Raw genomic sequence first — 14,341 nt, 5'->3', positions numbered from 1 at the left:
TTTAAATATGAACAAATGATCGAGGGAGGTTCTATCACCATTGAAAATAAATTCACATTCAACGGATATGACGACTGCGAAATTTATCCGTAAAGCTATACAAGTACCGGATGCGCAGGCGAAAGTTGCTGCTCATGTCAGTTCGGGTTCAATAGAAAAAGTAACACTTGAGCAAGCACATGGTCGAACGCTTGCTGAGACAATTCATGCTCCCCATCCTTACCCATTCTTTCGTCGTTCCGGAATGGATGGGTTCGCGATTTTAAGTTCGGATACGATTGAAGCATCCAGCGAACAGCAGATTTGGCTCCGTATCATTGATGAAATTCCTTGCGGGTATACATCGGATCTTACGATTACATCTGGTACAGCTGCTCGGATCATGACAGGAGCTCAGGTGCCGGAAGGTGCAGATGCTGTTGTTATGATGGAGATGACTGAAAGTAAAGAAGAGCATGGGGAACAATGGATTGCCCTGAAGCGCCAGATTCAGCCGGAGGCCAACATTACGCCAATTGGATTGGAAGTTCATGAGGGGCAATTGCTGCTTGAGGCAGGAACGATCATTCAGGCAGGTGAACAATCCGTGCTGGCAACATTCGGCGTAGGCCAAGTGCCTGTATACAAACGCCCCAAGGTAGCCATTTTTGCAACAGGTACAGAACTGTTGGAAGTGGACGAGCCGTTGCAACCCGGGCGTATTCGGAACAGTAACAGCTATATGCTTCGTTCTCTGGTCGTTGAAGCGGGGGGCGAGCCGGTTATGTATGGTTCGATTGCAGATGATGTGGATACGGCACGTACGAAGCTTGCAGAAGCGCTTGAACATAATGATATGGTGGTCACAACAGGTGGGGTATCCGTAGGAGATTATGATATTATGGGTGACCTGGTTCGGGAAGGGAATATGGAGATGCTGTTTAACAAAGTGACTATGCGTCCCGGCAGTGTTACGACGGCTGCTGTGGTTAATGACAAGCTGCTATTTGCGCTTTCTGGCAATCCGGGGGCTTGTTTTGTCGGCTTTGGATTGTTTGTTCGGCCAACGATTCGTACGATGCAGGCTGATGCTCATCCATATTTGGAGGAATGGACAGCCATATTGGATGATGACTATACAAAAGTCAACAATTTCACGCGCTTTGTACGCGGACGGACAGAGGTACGTAACGGAATGGTGTATGCTAAACCTTCTGCCTCGCGTGTGGACGAATCCAGTGTTATGATCACCATTAAAGATAGCGATTGCCTAATCGTTGTTCCGCCCGAGAAAAAAGGCATTCCTGCTGGTGAACAGGTTCGAATTCTCAGACTTCCCACAGGTCATGTCAGGTAGGTCATACATGTCTGAAACAAGCAGCACTTCACCATATATCATGCAGATTGTTGGATATAAGAACACAGGCAAAAGCACCTTAATTGCTGTACTTACCCGATGCCTTACCTTTGCTGGACGAAGAGTGGCTGTAATAAAACATGATGGACATGATCATTTTGAGATGGATCACGAAGGAACCGATTCCTACAGCTTTGCTCAAGCAGGGGCCGATGCAGTCGTTGTCATGTCGGAGAAACGTACTGCACTCATTGAAAGACAAGCGATTCCGTTGGAAGACATGATAAAATATCTGTCAGCGTACGACTGGATTCTCATTGAGGGATACAAACAAGCGCCATACCCCAAATTGGTCATGGTCCGTGAAGAGAAAGACCTCTCTCTATTAGAGACGTTACAGGATGTGGTCGGGATTGTTTCATGGCTGACGCATGACAAGAGTGAATGTATGGAGGAAAGAGAGGGCCTCGTGTGGCATTCTGTCCATGAAACACAGGATATAGCAAGATGGCTGGTTTCGTTTGAGGGTCATGAAGAGAAAAGAAAATTATGACGAAATAATTATTATGTAAACTTGATGATATGAAATGTAAGGAAAAGAGTATGTTTTCATTAATTTTGCGAAGAAATAAATATAAAGAAGCGATCCTCGCAGGACATTCTCCTGAAAGAATCGCTTTTTTTAAGTTACCTTGTAAAGAATCTAACGAATCTAAACGAATCGAATGAATCGGCTTGCTGAGGTGTATAAATAGGCTACATCCCATGGTCTGTACGACGTTCAATTGCTTCAGACATCGTTTTATCCGTGAGGTGCGCGTAAATTTCGGTTGTTTCCGTAGAAGCGTGCCCAAGCTGTTCTTTTGTTTTATAGATATCATTTTGCAAATAATAGTCGGTCGCAAAAGAATGGCGTAATTTATGCACTGTCAGATACGGTTTGCCAAATTGTTTGGCGTACTTCATTATCATGGCCTGTATGGCCCGTTTGGTCATCCGACTTCCTTCGGAATCTCCATTGCGAAGAGCGATAAACAAGCCTTTTTCCCGTTTGGGTGTGCGGTAACGTGACTGACGCAGATTGATATAAGTTGCGAGTTCATCCTTGGCTTGTTCTCTAAAATACACGGGCGTCTTAAACGTCTCATCATTATTACCTTTGCGATATACATATAGAAGTTTATTGTTCAGATCCAGATCATCCACGTTCAGGTTCACCACTTCAGATACACGCAAACCTGAATTTAGAATGAGGCTGGCAATACAGGCATCCCGTTCTTTGTTTAGCTCATGTGAGTAGATCGCCTGTTTGTTCTTTTCCATATCCACGGCATATCCTTCAAGGATGTATCCGATAAACTCCAGTAACTCTTCTTCTTCCAGAAGTTTACCCTTTAGTTTGGCTGCTGTATCTTTGGGTTTATGGGTACGTTTGATCTCAATTTTCGCCATAATGTTTCGTTTCAGCAGGGGGTAGAAATCTTCGTCTTCTGCAATCTGACTTAAATAATGAAAGAGCGAACGCAGAGAAGAAAGTTTACGGGAAACCGTGATTCTGGAGTTGGCTCCTTCACGCTTGGTGGCCAAAAATAATCGATATGATGTCACTGATTCCATTCGAAGGACTTCCAGTTCAAGCAATGTAACTTCCTTATTAGAGCTCGCCTCGGATAATCCTTCTGCGCGTAACCAGCCAAAGAAGGCTTCATAATCTCTTAAATATTCAAGCAAAGTAGAAGGAGATAAGTCGGGTAATTTATAGTCAATGAATTGCTGAACGAACCAAGGCATGGAAGGCAGTTTGTCATCCAGCTTGCGTCGGTCAATCTCTTTTTGCACATTGGTCAAGTTCGGCACCCCCATGATAAAATAATTTCTAAAATATGCTATATCCTATTTTACCATATTTAAATCGTCACAGCCTGTTCTCCGAACCGGAATAAGCAGATTCATGCTTCCTTGCCCTTGGCGGTGTAAAGCTTTAAAGTATGAGTTATAAGTAGAGCAGAGGAGGTGAACCGGATGAATATAAAAATAGAGCTGGTTCCCCGGGAACGCAGTCAGGTGATTCGGCACTTAATGCAATTTTATCTATATGATTTTACAAAATATCTGAATATTGATGTGGATGGTAACGGTGTTTTCCCAGAGTATCCCGGATTGGACGCTTTTTGGACAGAGGAAGACCGTAAGTTTCCTTTTTTGATTACGAGTGATGAGGCACCCGCCGGGTTTGCATTAGTAGAACGTTGCGAACCAGGCAGCAAAGATAATGACTATTATTTGACCGAGTTTTTTGTAATGCAGAAATACCGGCGTAGTGGAGTGGGTACCCGGGCAGCTTATGAGTTGTTTGAACGTTTTCCGGGAAGGTGGAAAGTAACCCAGGTTCGCAACAATGTCATTGCTCAAGCATTCTGGCGGAAAATCATAGGGGAATACACGGGAGGCCGCTTTCGTGAGAAATTTCATCCTGAACTGGGGAACCCGAGTCAGTTCTTCGTAACCTGATTCAACGGATGTATCTGTGTTGGGGGAAATAAAGTAAGATGAACAAGTGGGTGTAATACCCAACATAAGGGTAATACATACCGAAGACTAATTTGTACTATATGTACTTTCATCTGTAACCAAATTCACGAAGCTTGGAGGAAATGATCCATGGAACTGCGTAATTACGGAAACACTGGCATGAAAGTAAGTACACTTGGGTTTGGTGGGGCGGAGATCGGCAAGAACGTATCCAAAGCAGGTGTAGAAACATTGCTTAACAGTGCGTTGGATGCAGGGTTAAACGTCATTGACACGGCTGAATGTTATGGGGATAGTGAAGAGTTAATTGGAGATGTGCTGTCACATCGCAGAGACGATTATTATTTGTTTACCAAATGTGGACATGCCGCTGGGGTAGATGGCCCAGATTGGGACGCCAAAGTATTAGAGCAAACGATTGACCGTAGCCTTAGAAGACTAAAAACGGAATACGTTGATGTAATTCACCTTCATAGTTGCTCTGAAGAAGTACTTCGGCAAGGAGCAGTCATAGAAGTGCTGCAACGAGCCAAGGAAGCTGGGAAAACAAGGTTTATTGGATATAGCGGCGATACGACGGATGCCCTTTATGCGATTCAGACAGGCGTGTTCGACAGCTTGGAAACCTCGCTGAACATTGCCGATCAGGAAGCCATCGATCTGACGTTGCCTGAAGCGAGAAAGAGAAATATGGGGGTTATTGCCAAACGGCCCATTGCCAATGCGGCATGGACGTATGACTCGCTTCCGGAAGAAGCATATGCCTTTGTATATTGGAAACGTTTGAGCGAACTTGGGTATGGTTTTCTGGGCAAAGATGCACAAGCAGCCGTTGAAACCGCATTACGTTTTACGCTCAGTACAGAAGGGGTAGACACGGCGATTGTGGGTACAGCAAAACCTAACCGTTGGCAGCAAAATGCCGATCTTGTCGCCAAGGGAGCTCTGAGTAAGGAGTTATATGACGAGATTAGAGAACGTTGGAAAGAAATAGCGGGAACTGACTGGACTGGACGAACTTGATTCTTTCAGCTATAAAATAGCGTGAGATATGCCAAAGCCGCCTTAATGGCGGCTTTTTTATTGGCAAAAACCTTATATTTTCATTATATGAAAAATTCACAACAATAAAAGCGAACTGGCTATGTCCATAGGGAGGCGGTGCTTCCGCCATATTTCCATTCAATAATTATGGGGAAATTTAATCGTGTAGCTTAAAACGTTAACTCACCTGCACCTTTCTTCGCACACTATATTATTATTTCAACATATGAAAAATTCACAATAGAAAAATCAATTTACGCTCCCCTGTACATATCTGCATCTCCACTACGTCATCTCACCAACCCGTTATAACGAACTTCCTTATCCTCGGCTTCATGTCAACACTGATTTGCAATTAATATTGCCAGATGATTTCGAGGATAAATGGCATGGCTAAAATAAAATGCAAAACAAACCTTCGGATAAGCAGAAAGAAATCCCTACGCGGGGCTGTGCGCCCTGCATAGGGTTTTGGTTGGCTCATCTGTTTAGAGCGATTTATAGTCACGAATAATGACATCTATGACATGCTTTCCCCAATTCGAGGCTTCCGAGCCTGGTTCATTCCAATGGTAGGAGATGAGTGCTTTCCACAAAGCCCAGCCACGGGCACGATTAACCGTATCTTGGTCAACATTCATGGAGCTTAAGAATATATCACGACTTACATCATCAAAAAAGTTCCATGCCATCACAAGATCACTAGATGGATCGCCCGCGCCCATAGTTCCAAAATCAATGACTCCGCATAGTCGTCCATCTTGCACGAGCAGATTACCTACCGCAACATCACCATGGAGCCATAACGGTGCCGCTTGATATTTCGTTGCCAGGGCAAGCTCCCATATTTCAGTCATAAGCTTTGGATCGTATTCGCCGGATACCTTTCCAATGACAGTCCTTGTATCTGTATCGTAAACCGCTAAGTTCCCGCCGCGATGAAAATTTTGAATGCCTGCGGGTATGCCGTAACTAGCATCAATGGCTTCGAGTTCTCTCAGAAATTTAGCGAGGTCTTCTGCAAAAACGCTTAGGTCGATTACGTTGGTATGCGTGACGGTCTCGCCTGCGATCCATTGGTTGATCGACCAGGGAAGGGGATAGTCGTCCGAAGGTTCACCTTTTGCAATGGGAGCTGGAATGGGCAAGGACAGAAGAGGCTTGAAAACTGGAAGCCACGTCAGTTCTTTTTCTACAGCAGAGGCGTAACGTTCATGACTGGGTAAACGAATTGTCATTTCGTCTCCCAATCGATAGGTGCGGTTATCGTGCCCGCTTTTTTCTACGGGTGTTATCGTTAAGCCTCTCCATTTCGGAAATTGACTATCGACTAATTGACGAACCAGTTCAATCGTAATTTCAATCATGTTCTCGCCTCATTTTCTATTAAATGGATGGGTTCTAACGTTAGTACATAAATTTTAACAATTTGTCTTGATCTTATCAAAGGGAGAAAATCGTCTAAAACCAAATGAGGAGGGCAGACCCGGAAAAACCCTTATATTTAGCGATTTTTTAGTTGGTAGAAGCCCTGTTATGAGTAGAATATCATAGGTTTTTATCCCTTGACATAAAATGTCATTATAAAGATAATAATTGTAACTTTGGAAGAGGGAGGAGAAATCAAAACCGAATTTAGGTTTGATTTGAATGCATATGTAAGCGTAATAATTTCGGTTGTACCTCACACAATTATCACTTTAAAGGAGTGTAGTCATGTACGATAAAATTGTAGATATTTTGTGCGCTATCAAAGAAGACCAACCGGAACTACGCCAATCCCTATCCCCAGCAACGGAACTGAATAACGATATTGGTCTCGATTCTCTGCAAATGATCCAGTTTATGCTCAAAGTCGAGGATCAGTTAAACGTAATCATTGACTATGACGAATTCGATTACGAGCATCTCCAATCGATCGACACATTTATAACCTTTCTGAAAAGCTGCCAGTCTCAAGAGCAATCATTGTACGAAGATGTCCAGAAGTGAGGCCGGGGTAATTCCAACGATCGTTTTGGGGACGTTTGATCCCGAAACGCGGTGGAGGGATCCGGACTTAGCCAAGCTACCTGCTATGCCTGATAAGGACAGGGAATCCATTGTCCTGTGTATGGACGAGCTGTTATTTCCATTTTGTGGGCCTGACGATATCCTCTACACCCGCTGCAAAATTGATCCAAAGCTGTACGAGTATCTGAACGGGTTAGGTTTTTCCTTTCATAGCCGTTACCACTTTGATTTGAACGATGAACAGAGTTCCTTACCCGAACCGGACGTTTTTAAGCAGTGCATGTTCAGTCTTGCTTCAGACGATCAACAGCGTGAAGCGATGTTGACCCACAACGTAAAACAGCTCTCTCCTTATGCCATTACGGCTGATACGGAGGAGTACCTGCGTGCCGAAGGGTCGTTGGGGTCTTTGCCCGACCTTGAGACGGTTAAGTATGTAAATTCCAAATTTTACTCCAACCGACTGCTGACCAGGATCGGGGAAAAGTGTTATGGCACAGAAGTGAACAATGTAGTAGAAGTACAGGCTGTCGGAAATACGTTACTGAAGCGAGGGGCGTATTTGCTGAAAGATCCATTCGGTGTTTCCGGCAAGGGCAATATACTCATTGAAAATGAAGCCATGCAGCGAAGGATAGCAGAGCATCTGGATAAGCAGGAGAGAAGAGGATTGCGCTCGCAATTCCTGTTGGAACCACTGCTGAGAAAAGAGATCGATTTCAGCTCACATTGGTTCATTCATAAGAGCGGTGAGAGGGATTTCCTTTCGGTTCAGCGTATGCTGAATCAGCAGCAGAATTACGGCGGGTCTATTTGAGCAGATGAGGCTTTGCTCCTTCTGCTGGAGCACGCAGGTTATTTTGACACGATGGAAAAGGCACTTCGGGTATTATTCGAGGATGGATACCACGGCTTCGTGTGTTTCGACTCCATGATTTTGGAGGGCGGCGATATCGTACCCATTGTCGAGATTAACGCACGCAAGTCCATGGGTCTCATTAATGCATATCTCGATAAAGGCTGGGAAACGTACGGCCATAGCGGCCTGCTTACCTTTCTGTCTCTCGGTCTACCTGAAGGCTTTACGTTTGGAAGTTTGCTGGACGCTTTGCATGTATCCGGTCTTCTATTCAAAGGGCAAGGGGAGTACGGAATTATGCCTATTTCATCTAACACCGTAATGGTGAATGATATTCTGACCTCTCGGCGTATATCCGAGGGAATCCAGAGCCATCGGGGTATGCCGAAGGGACGATTGTATATCTCGGTGGTGGGCCGTGATGACGAACATCGCAATGAACTGATCATAAGTCTGAGGCAGGTACTCGCTGACTTGTCCATTAAAGTGTACAACTAAATTCTGGAATGCGGAGGCTGCGCATGAATTCATCTTCGGTTACCCTGCTTGCGTCGGGCAATTCGCTTGGTGCATACATTCCGGCTATGCATCTGAACATGTACCTGCAAGATAGAGGTGTTAGAACGGACGTTCACGTTCTGGAGAACCTGTATCATGAAGAAATCAGGTGCAAGATTAATTCCACCAAAAAAGCATTTCATGCCGATTTCTCCGTTGCCCTTATGGGGCATAAACTGGCCAAGCCTGTAGACTCTTCCCTGAATGAAGCGGAAGTCCAGTTCCTGTTGGACTCATGGATACGTGATGGGGTATCTCATTTTGCTGTGTTTACCGGTTTTTGGCTTCCGATCCTGCAGAGGTACAAAGCCATTGCGCACACGCCTTTGGATATTCAACTGATCCGCTTGGATGTGTGCGATACGCCATCGTTTAAGGTACACAAGTCCTTGTATCCGGACTACGAGAACGTTTGGCTTTACGAGCCTTCAAGGTTGTCTCCAGACTTCTATATTGCCTCAGATGAAAAGGAGCTTCTGGCTTATGCACAGCGTGACGGGCGCATTCTGATCCATGGCGGCGGCTGGGGGATAGGAACATACGCGTCAACGATTGCAGAGCTTCGTCAATTTGGTTACCTGCTGGATGTGATCGTCTACGATCCTTCCGAGGTGGAGGAGGACGATGGGAGCACACGCTACTTCGGAACAGAGGTTTCATGGAATCCGTGGAGTCGGGATGCCCAGGGGCGGCATTCGTTTCCACCAATGAACCGATATGTTCGTGAAGAGGGCATTCTTCGGGAAATTCCGCTCCGTGATTACTCTGCTTACACGGATCTGATGCGAAATTGCGCTGCCATTATCAGCAAGCCCGGAGGAGCGACACTGAACGATTCGTTGTCCTACGGAATACCTTTTGTCATGTTAGAGCCGTTTGGTGACCATGAGCTTCAGAATTCAAAGTATTGGGAATCCTGTGGTTTCGGTATCCGATTTGCGGAATGGAAAGCCCTAGATTACTCGGAACAACATCTCGAAGAAATGTACGAACGTTTACTGGAGCAGCGATCAAAAATCAATCATTTGGGGAGGAAAACGCATGCAGCCGAAAACAGCAGTTACGTTTGATAAGCTGACATTTCAAAATATGAAAAGAACCCTCGTTCCACTCGCGGAAACGGGAAGGAAACGCCGGGAGGACCCGACGTATGCCGCACCCGTGCCTTATGAGATCGGAATCAAGCTTAATAACGGCTGTAACCTGCGCTGCAAGCATTGCTTTGAATGGAATCCAGATGGCTTCCATCACGGCTTTGCCAGTGAAGTGAAGAGAGACGAAATCGAGATTCCCGTCGTGGAGAAACTGCTCGCCGAAACGAGAGAACGCAAATCACGTGTGTTCCTGTGGGGCGGAGAACCGCTATTTTACTCTAAGTTCGATGAACTGGCAGAACTGCTGGCTAAGGAAGACCGGCATACGACCATTTGCACAAACGCGATTCTCATTGAACAAAAGCTGGATTCCATTTTGAAAATGTCTAAAAATTTAGTCATGCTGGTCAGCCTGGAAGGATTCGAGAAGGAGAATGACGCGATTCGGGGTAAAGGCACTTTCAAAAAAGTGATTCACGCCATACAGCTGCTGTTGGATCTGCAAAAGCAGGGCTTGTACAAAGGCAAAGTGTCCGTAGCCCTGACAGTAAATGACCAGATGGTCGATCAGCTGTATAGCTTGATGGAATTCTTTGAAGAGCTGGGCGTTGATTCCGTGTACTTCTGCTTCCCATGGTACATCCCTTCCGATACGGCGGAAAAAATGGACACCTACTTTGATGCGCACTTTCCGCACCTTGCCTCCCGCTTTGCGAGTGACCACAAGAATAGCTGGCACTCTTTCACGTTTCACATCTCACCTGACCGTTTTGACACATTAATCGAGGAATTTAAACGAGTTAATTCACGAGTGTGGAATGTACGTATCCGCTATCAGCCTGCGCTGGAGCCCGAAGAGGTAGAAGGTTTTATTCGAGGTAGCGAAAAGCCAGCCATGAATCGGACCAAGTGTTTCTCGATCTCGAACCGGATGGACGTGATGCCAGACGGTAAGGTCAATCCATGCAAATTTTTTCCGGAATTCAGTGTCGGTAATTTATACGAAGAAAGTGTGGCCGATATTTTCCACGGTGAGGATCTGCGAAAACAACGCGAGATTCTGGCCTGCGGTCTGACACCGATTTGCTCCAAATGCGTGCTTCTGTATAACAACGGAGTTTAATCGCTTTAACTTTAGCCGCCAATAAGGGAAAACATGCAATCATTCAGGAGGAGCGGGGATGGACTTTATCCGTGTACGGGAACTGCACAAATCGTTCGTATATTACCGGAAAGAAGCAGGACTCAAACATTCACTGAAAAACTTATTTGCTCGCAAATCACTTGTGAAGGAAGCGGTTAAATCCGTTTCCTTCGATATCGGCCCCGGGGAGTGCGTTGGATTTCTGGGTCCGAACGGAGCAGGTAAAACCACAACGCTCAAAATGTTGTCGGGCATTTTATATCCCACAAGCGGAGAAGCCGACGTACTTGGCTATGTACCTTGGGAGCGAAAGAACGAATTCAAACGGCTGTTCTCCATTGTAATGGGTCAGAAAAATCAACTTTGGTGGGACCTTCCTGCCAGCGATTCGATTTATTTGAACAAATGTATATATGACGTCGAGGATGATCTCTATCGTCGAAGTCTTGCCGAACTATCAGAGATGCTTGATGTGCAAGACTTGCTGGATGTACAGGTTCGCAGGCTGTCCTTGGGTGAACGTATGAAAATGGAGCTAATCGCAGCTCTGATCCACCGACCAAAGCTGCTGTATCTTGACGAGCCAACGATCGGCCTGGATTTCCCCTCTCAGAAGAGGGTGCGGGAATTTCTGAAATACTATAATGAGCAGTTTGGCGCCACGATCCTGCTGACGAGCCATTACATGAAGGACGTGGAGGACCTGTGCAAACGGACAATCATTATTAACGAAGGAAGTCTTCTGTATGACGGAGATCTTCATAAGATTAATGATCTGTTTGGCGAGCACAAAATTGTAAAGTTGCAGTTCTCGGAACCAGTTGCCGAGCAGCGGCTGGCCAAATTCGGGAAAATGATCAGCGCAGACGACTACAGCGTTGTTCTGGAACTGCCCAAACACCGTCTAAAAGAAGTGTCGCGTGCTATGCTCGATTCGTTTCCAATCGTTGACTGGACGATTGAGGATGTGCCGATCGAGGAGAGTATATCGATGCTCTACCAAAAGGAATCCGTCGGATGAATGGACGCAAATTGTATACGGCTGTATTTTCGATGGGTGTGCAGCAATCGATGGAATACCGATTTCACTTCTTTCTCGGTCTTCTCGGAGCCGCGTTTCCGATTCTTGTCCAGTATTTTATATGGACAGCGGTGTACCAACATTCCGGCGAAACGGCGCTATTCTCGTATTCATATAATCAAATTATTTTATATACGATTTTGGCGGGCTTGGTATCCAAGCTGATCGCTACCCAGTTCGAGCACCAGATTGTCGACGATATCAAGAACGGCGGCCTCAACAAGTATTTGATCAAACCGGTTAGTTACTTCGGATATCGGCTAGTATCCTTTTTCGGACAGAAGGCGATCTATTACGGCGTTACAGCTGTGCTTCTCGTCGGAATTATCTGGATCTCATCTGCCGGTGGTGTGCTTGAGTTCCAGGTCATACGGCTGATCTTGTTCGTCGTTACGTTGTCGGGGGCGCTATTGCTCAATTTCTTGATCTCTTATTGCATCTGTGCAAGTGCTTTTTATCTAAATGAAATCTCTTATTTTTTCGTCATTACGAGTCTGCTCGTGAATATTCTGAGCGGAGGTATGTTTCCGTTGGAGATTTTCGGGGATTCGATAGTGGAGGCACTTCAGTACACGCCGTTTCCGTATACCATTTATTTTCCGGTCAATGTGCTCAGCGGCAAAACGGAAGTGGCGGCGATGTATCAAGGATTGCTCATCCAGTTGGGATGGATACTCCTGTTCTTATGGCTATCCCGTCTAACGTGGCGCATATCCATGAAGAAATATTCAGCGGTTGGGGGGTAGCGGAGATTCCATATGTTTAAAGCCATGAGAAAATACGCACATTTGTATGGCATGTTCATCAAAAATTGTCTCATTGCCCAGATGGAGTTTCGAGGCAATTTCTTGATGAGCCTGCTGGTGGAATCCGTCTACCTGCTCGCCAAACTGTTATATGTACTCGTCGTGTTCCGCACCGATCTTCACGTCGATGGCATACCGCCCGAAGGGCTGCTACTATTTATAGGCATGCACACCGTGGTGACAGGTATGTATGTCGGGCTGTTTTTCACCAATTTCACGAAAATTCCGGAATATATTAAGGACGGCTCACTTGATCTAATGTTAACGAAGCCGGTTTCTCTTCAATTCATGGCTTCTTTGCGTTATGTCGATCTGGCCCTGCCAATCCCTGATATTTTAGTTGGTTTCGTCATGGTTGGTATTGGCTGGCATGCTATGGACATACCCCTGACGTTTCTCCAGCTAGCCGGGTTTATGCTGCTGTTATTCATCTCCGTTATCATCACATACTGTCTAATGATTATCCCTGCATTACTGTCATTTCGGTTCGTTCAGACGGGTTCTGCATCGGAGATCGCCCATTCCGCCTGGGATGCCAACAATTTTCCAATGGCAATATACCCAACTTGGGTCCGGCGGATCGGTACCTTTGTCATTCCGCTGTTCCTGATTACCAATTTCGGGCCGATGTTCCTGCTAGGACAGCTCAGCTGGCTCTATACAGGACTGGCATTGGTCGCTTCGCTTATACTCTTCACAGTTATACGTTTGCTCTGGAAACAGGCTGTAAAGGGATATAGTAGTGCAAGCAGTTAAGGGGGAGAAAGAATGAATGCTGTTCAGCTGCCCGTGTTAAATCCGCCGCTTAAAGGATTTCTGAGGTGGGCTTACACGCTTTCGATTACCAGTGCACATGAGGAAACGATTCCTTGGTATTACAGCAACTTCATTCAGTTGTCCTGCAAGAAAACCTTTCTGGAGGATGGCAGACAGTTTTATATCGATTTTTTTCGGGGTAAACCCAACGAATTGAATTTCAATAATCCATTTCTACTCACATGCTCTGTGAATTATACGATTCTGGAGCATTTGGCGCTGGACGCCTGGCCCCAATTTTTCGCGGATCAGATTCGCAGCGGCTATTATTGTGTCGTGTTTTTGGACGAAGCGAAGCTACCGCCAGCGGCGGCCTATCAGCAGGAACCGTTTCCTCATCATCTTTTTCTGTACGGTTTCGATTGGGACAATCGTTTTTTTGATGCTTCCATGTTCGACCATACGGGAGTTTACCGCAATGTACAGATTCCATTCACGGAATTCCTGGATGCTGTCCATTCCATGAGACATCTGCTCAGAGAGGGGCTCACCGCGGATCATCACACTTATTTTTACAAATATGAGCCGCATTCTCCTTATCCTTTCGATAGAATCGTAGCACTCGACCAACTGCATGATTACCTGAACGGAGAGACTCATCTGAATCGCATTAATTACATTCCTGATGACGAACAGGCTTTCGGAATTGACGTCTACGACTATTTGCAAATGTACTATGATGCAGTAGAGAGCAATGATCCTCGTCTCGGTGACCGTAACGATGTGAGGCATCTTCATGTGCTCTGGGAGCACAAAAAAATGATGAGTGAACGGATTACCTACTTGATAGATGAGGGGATGATCCCCTACGACGAAGAACTTGTGAATGGTTATCAGGATATAACCACCAGGGCAATGAAGCTAAGGGATCAATACATCCGTCATGAAATTCGTGAAGACAAAGCCGTGTTTGCGAAGGTAAGACTCCGGTTGGAGCAATTCCGCAAGGAAGAGCCTGTTCTGCTGCAAAGACTGATTTCATTGCTCGAAAAGTAAATCAAGAAGGCTATTCCTCTGGGAGGAACAGCCTTCTTGATTTATATTCATAGGCTAGACGT

General features: G+C 45.6%; 15 protein-coding genes. 13 read left to right on the top strand and 2 right to left on the bottom strand.

Going from position 1 to position 14,341, the window contains the following annotated elements; translation table 11 throughout:
• Positions 1 to 67 precede the first annotated feature (67 nt).
• Both glp and mobB read left to right on the top strand, forming a co-directional pair.
• Complete coding sequence (gene glp / locus BLV50_RS08915) at positions 68 to 1,336, top strand: molybdopterin molybdotransferase MoeA (RefSeq protein WP_090807551.1); 1,269 nt, start codon at positions 68 to 70, stop codon at positions 1,334 to 1,336.
• Positions 1,337 to 1,343: 7 nt separating this feature from the next.
• Positions 1,344 to 1,889: a molybdopterin-guanine dinucleotide biosynthesis protein B gene (gene mobB, locus BLV50_RS08910; RefSeq protein WP_177031145.1), complete on the top strand. Its 546-nt coding sequence runs from the start codon at positions 1,344 to 1,346 to the stop codon at positions 1,887 to 1,889.
• Positions 1,890 to 2,092: 203 nt separating this feature from the next.
• Here the strand turns inward: mobB and xerS are convergent, their stop codons facing one another.
• Positions 2,093 to 3,199, bottom strand: coding sequence for a tyrosine recombinase XerS (xerS, locus tag BLV50_RS08905; protein ID WP_090807068.1), 1,107 nt, complete (start codon positions 3,197 to 3,199; stop codon positions 2,093 to 2,095).
• 159 nt (positions 3,200 to 3,358) lie between these two features.
• Here xerS and BLV50_RS08900 point away from each other — a divergent pair, with 159 nt between their 5' ends.
• Together BLV50_RS08900 and BLV50_RS08895 are read left to right on the top strand one after the other, a co-directional pair.
• Positions 3,359 to 3,847 carry a GNAT family N-acetyltransferase gene (locus BLV50_RS08900; protein WP_090807066.1) on the top strand — a complete coding sequence of 163 codons (489 nt, stop codon included), beginning with the start codon at positions 3,359 to 3,361 and terminating at the stop codon, positions 3,845 to 3,847.
• Between the two features lie 150 nt (positions 3,848 to 3,997).
• Positions 3,998 to 4,891 carry an aldo/keto reductase gene (locus BLV50_RS08895; RefSeq protein WP_090807063.1) on the top strand — a complete coding sequence of 298 codons (894 nt, stop codon included), beginning with the start codon at positions 3,998 to 4,000 and terminating at the stop codon, positions 4,889 to 4,891.
• A 509-nt stretch (positions 4,892 to 5,400) separates the two neighbouring features.
• On the opposite strand, the gene BLV50_RS08890 is transcribed toward BLV50_RS08895, so the two are convergent.
• Positions 5,401 to 6,279, bottom strand: a complete 879-nt coding sequence (locus tag BLV50_RS08890) for an aminoglycoside phosphotransferase family protein (protein WP_079693904.1) — start codon at positions 6,277 to 6,279, stop codon at positions 5,401 to 5,403.
• 349 nt (positions 6,280 to 6,628) lie between these two features.
• Between BLV50_RS08890 and BLV50_RS08885 the strand changes: the two genes are divergently transcribed.
• The 9 genes from BLV50_RS08885 to BLV50_RS08850 are packed head-to-tail and all read left to right on the top strand — an operon-like array spanning position 6,629 to position 14,279.
• Entirely contained in the window at positions 6,629 to 6,904 is a 276-nt protein-coding gene (locus BLV50_RS08885; protein ID WP_064637210.1) for an acyl carrier protein, read from the top strand.
• Entirely contained in the window at positions 6,891 to 7,742 is an 852-nt protein-coding gene (locus tag BLV50_RS33405) for a hypothetical protein (RefSeq protein ID WP_256337903.1), read from the top strand. Before BLV50_RS08885 ends, BLV50_RS33405 begins: the two co-directional genes overlap by 14 nt.
• Before the next feature lie 12 nt (positions 7,743 to 7,754).
• Positions 7,755 to 8,282 (top strand): hypothetical protein, encoded by a 528-nt coding sequence (locus BLV50_RS33400; RefSeq protein ID WP_256337902.1) that lies wholly within the window; start codon positions 7,755 to 7,757, stop codon positions 8,280 to 8,282.
• A 23-nt stretch (positions 8,283 to 8,305) separates the two neighbouring features.
• Positions 8,306 to 9,412: a glycosyltransferase family protein gene (locus BLV50_RS08875; protein ID WP_090807061.1), complete on the top strand. Its 1,107-nt coding sequence runs from the start codon at positions 8,306 to 8,308 to the stop codon at positions 9,410 to 9,412.
• A complete protein-coding gene (locus BLV50_RS08870; protein ID WP_063562798.1) occupies positions 9,384 to 10,559 on the top strand; it encodes a radical SAM protein in 1,176 nt (391 codons plus the stop codon). Before BLV50_RS08875 ends, BLV50_RS08870 begins: the two co-directional genes overlap by 29 nt.
• A 58-nt stretch (positions 10,560 to 10,617) precedes the next feature.
• Positions 10,618 to 11,601 carry an ABC transporter ATP-binding protein gene (locus tag BLV50_RS08865; RefSeq protein WP_072733265.1) on the top strand — a complete coding sequence of 328 codons (984 nt, stop codon included), beginning with the start codon at positions 10,618 to 10,620 and terminating at the stop codon, positions 11,599 to 11,601.
• Positions 11,598 to 12,407 carry an ABC transporter permease gene (locus BLV50_RS08860; RefSeq protein WP_072733264.1) on the top strand — a complete coding sequence of 270 codons (810 nt, stop codon included), beginning with the start codon at positions 11,598 to 11,600 and terminating at the stop codon, positions 12,405 to 12,407. Before BLV50_RS08865 ends, BLV50_RS08860 begins: the two co-directional genes overlap by 4 nt.
• Before the next feature lie 12 nt (positions 12,408 to 12,419).
• Positions 12,420 to 13,223 (top strand): ABC transporter permease, encoded by an 804-nt coding sequence (locus tag BLV50_RS08855; RefSeq protein ID WP_090807059.1) that lies wholly within the window; start codon positions 12,420 to 12,422, stop codon positions 13,221 to 13,223.
• 12 nt (positions 13,224 to 13,235) lie between these two features.
• Complete coding sequence (locus tag BLV50_RS08850) at positions 13,236 to 14,279, top strand: hypothetical protein (protein WP_090807057.1); 1,044 nt, start codon at positions 13,236 to 13,238, stop codon at positions 14,277 to 14,279.
• Positions 14,280 to 14,341 lie beyond the last annotated feature (62 nt).

This window comes from Paenibacillus sp. 276b (genome assembly GCF_900107875.1).
Lineage (GTDB): Bacteria > Bacillota > Bacilli > Paenibacillales > Paenibacillaceae > Paenibacillus > Paenibacillus marchantiae.
Note: the sequence above shows the minus strand (reverse complement) of the source record. Positions and strands in the feature narration are given on the sequence as shown.